This window comes from Acinetobacter sp. 1130196, assembly GCF_000588095.1.
Classification (GTDB): domain Bacteria; phylum Pseudomonadota; class Gammaproteobacteria; order Pseudomonadales; family Moraxellaceae; genus Acinetobacter; species Acinetobacter nosocomialis.
The window spans coordinates 1-2,090 of sequence record NZ_JFWX01000102.1 but is presented as its reverse complement, the minus strand read 5'-3'; the positions used below and the strand labels follow the sequence as shown (position 1 = coordinate 2,090).

Here is a 2,090-nt window from a genome sequence, read left to right as displayed (position 1 = left end):
CGATACCCTAATTTGATATTTACTGGCTGATCTTGATTATTTTCTATATTAAACTCAGCATTAGCAGCATTAGTCCAAGCTAACATACCAATTAAAAAAAATTTAAACATGCAGTTTTCTCAGTCTACAAAAAATATTAGGTTTTAAATTTAAAATTTACATCAGTCAACTGAACATACTAGTTTCATCTCTTTAAGATTATTATCTGCTGTATAATTAATTGCTATATTTATTTTAGAATGGTTTTTTTGACTCTAATATCTCACCCTTCTCACTTACTTTAAAGTATTTATAAAAAATATTTTTTCCATGATAATACTTTACTTTTATATTATATTTTTCATCAATCCAAAACTCTGAACCAGTTCCAAAATTGACAGACTTCCCTGCACCATTCTTAAATACATTTAAAGCATAATTAATATTCTCCCCCTCATCTACAAAATAACTAATAAATACGACTTTATCGCAAATATTTGGTAATTTTATAATTATACCTGATTCTGTTACATCACCACCTTTTCTATCAATATATTCAAAAAAATTACTAGAAAAACTAGAAATAGCTTTACTATTTATATTTTTCACCTTACTTTTTGATGAAAAAGGTAACTGAACTGCACTAACTTTATTTAACTCATTTGATACGATCTCATTTTTTATATAGCATTTATCAGCTATATTATTAGCTGCATAAGCAGCACTAATATTAAAACATACAATTATTAATAAAATTATTTTCTTAGACACAAATATACTCACAAAAATTTAATTAATTAAAGACATTTTCTTATATAATCTTTTCTATCAAAAAGATTCATTGGAATATTATTTTCTTCATCATATGTAATGTCATATAACTTATTATCCTTCCTATCAATTCTTATCCAACCAAAAGTCGCACCATTATTAACTCCACTTTTACTTTTAACAAAAATTTTTATAAAATCTTTTTCCGAAAAATCAAAGATTATATCATCCTTATTAATACCATTAAAATCAAAATTCTTAGATGCTATTAACATCAGATCATTCTTACATTGCTTTTTTTGATCATAAGCGATTTTAGAACTTTCTGCATTGCATCCCGAAATCAGAAATAATGTAAATAAAAAAAATACAAATTTCATTATAAAACCTCTTTAAAGTTCAGTTACGATTCTTGCTTTCACTTTGCTTAATGCATTCCGATAAACTGCTTGTTTACCATCTTCTAGCGCAAACCATCGAGCATAATTTCCATTATACTTTTTAATATATTTTGCTACATATGTCATACCAACCAAAACTGAGGATACACAAACAAAAACTTTTTTACTTGTTGTTACTTGTGCATTTCCTCCTGAGCCACTTAGCCCCGCATTTTCATAAGCAGACCATGTTCCTATCGGTTTATCTGTAAACAATGAAGAATCCCATCCATAATATGGTGCTGAACCATTTTTTTCCATGCCAGGAGTACCACAATGTTGATATTGTTCTGACTTAAAGTGCCTAGTTTCCACCCTATACATTTTTTCAACAATTATTGCTATATCTTTACCATATTTCTCATGAATAACTTTTAATGCATTACGTGCATCTTCCTCATTAAAAAGTTTATTTTTCTCTTGCTTAGGTTGGACAACATTACTCGGAATAGAAATATTCCCACTACAAGATAATAAGTTTATCAAATTATTTTTCTTTACAATGTTCGCCAAATAGTCACCATTTAGATTTTCAACAGTATTTGCAAATAGCTCTTTTGATAAATATTCTTTTCCATAGCGAGTTATATCAAAATGAACCCAAGTTTTAGCACGGCAGAGTAAAACTTGAAGTGCGACATAAACCACCTAATTAATTTAAAGGGTTTATGGAGTATATAAAATTGTCATACCATCATCTTAACTTTGAAGATCGTACTGCATTAATGCTTGAGTCAAGAAAAGAAGGCTTTTCAGCCAGAAAATTTGCTGAACTCATTAAAAGACATCCTAGTACGATCTATCGTGAGCTTAAAAGAAATAGCATCAATGACGTTTATCAAGCTCGATATGCTTCTGATAACACCTTCGCTAGACGTAGACGTGGTCACAGAAAACTCA

Annotated in this window: 4 protein-coding genes; 1 reads left to right on the top strand and 3 read right to left on the bottom strand. The window is 28.7% G+C overall.

Annotated elements, in window-relative coordinates; all coding sequences use genetic code 11:
- Nucleotides 1-234: 234 nt before the first annotated feature.
- The 3 genes from J671_RS24465 to J671_RS24455 are packed head-to-tail and all read right to left on the bottom strand — an operon-like array spanning nucleotide 235 to nucleotide 1,838.
- Nucleotides 235-750 (bottom strand): hypothetical protein, encoded by a 516-nt coding sequence (locus J671_RS24465; protein WP_031983750.1) that lies wholly within the window; start codon nucleotides 748-750, stop codon nucleotides 235-237.
- Nucleotides 751-776: 26 nt separating this feature from the next.
- The gene (locus tag J671_RS24460) at nucleotides 777-1,130 is read right to left on the bottom strand and encodes a hypothetical protein (protein ID WP_031983749.1); all 354 of its coding nucleotides are present in this window, start codon (nucleotides 1,128-1,130) and stop codon (nucleotides 777-779) included.
- A 12-nt stretch (nucleotides 1,131-1,142) separates the two neighbouring features.
- Nucleotides 1,143-1,838: a hypothetical protein gene (locus J671_RS24455; protein WP_031983748.1), complete on the bottom strand. Its 696-nt coding sequence runs from the start codon at nucleotides 1,836-1,838 to the stop codon at nucleotides 1,143-1,145.
- Nucleotides 1,839-1,915: 77 nt separating this feature from the next.
- Between J671_RS24455 and J671_RS24450 the strand changes: the two genes are divergently transcribed.
- Nucleotides 1,916-2,090, top strand: a 175-nt coding sequence (locus J671_RS24450; RefSeq protein WP_250540680.1) for a helix-turn-helix domain-containing protein, incomplete at its 3' end; no start/stop codon positions are given.

Bases quoted from the DNA above. Each gene is read 5' to 3' on its own strand.
- J671_RS24460 (WP_031983749.1), bottom strand. From the start codon at position 1,130: ATGAAATTTGTATTTTTTTTATTTACATTATTTCTGATTTCGGGATGC.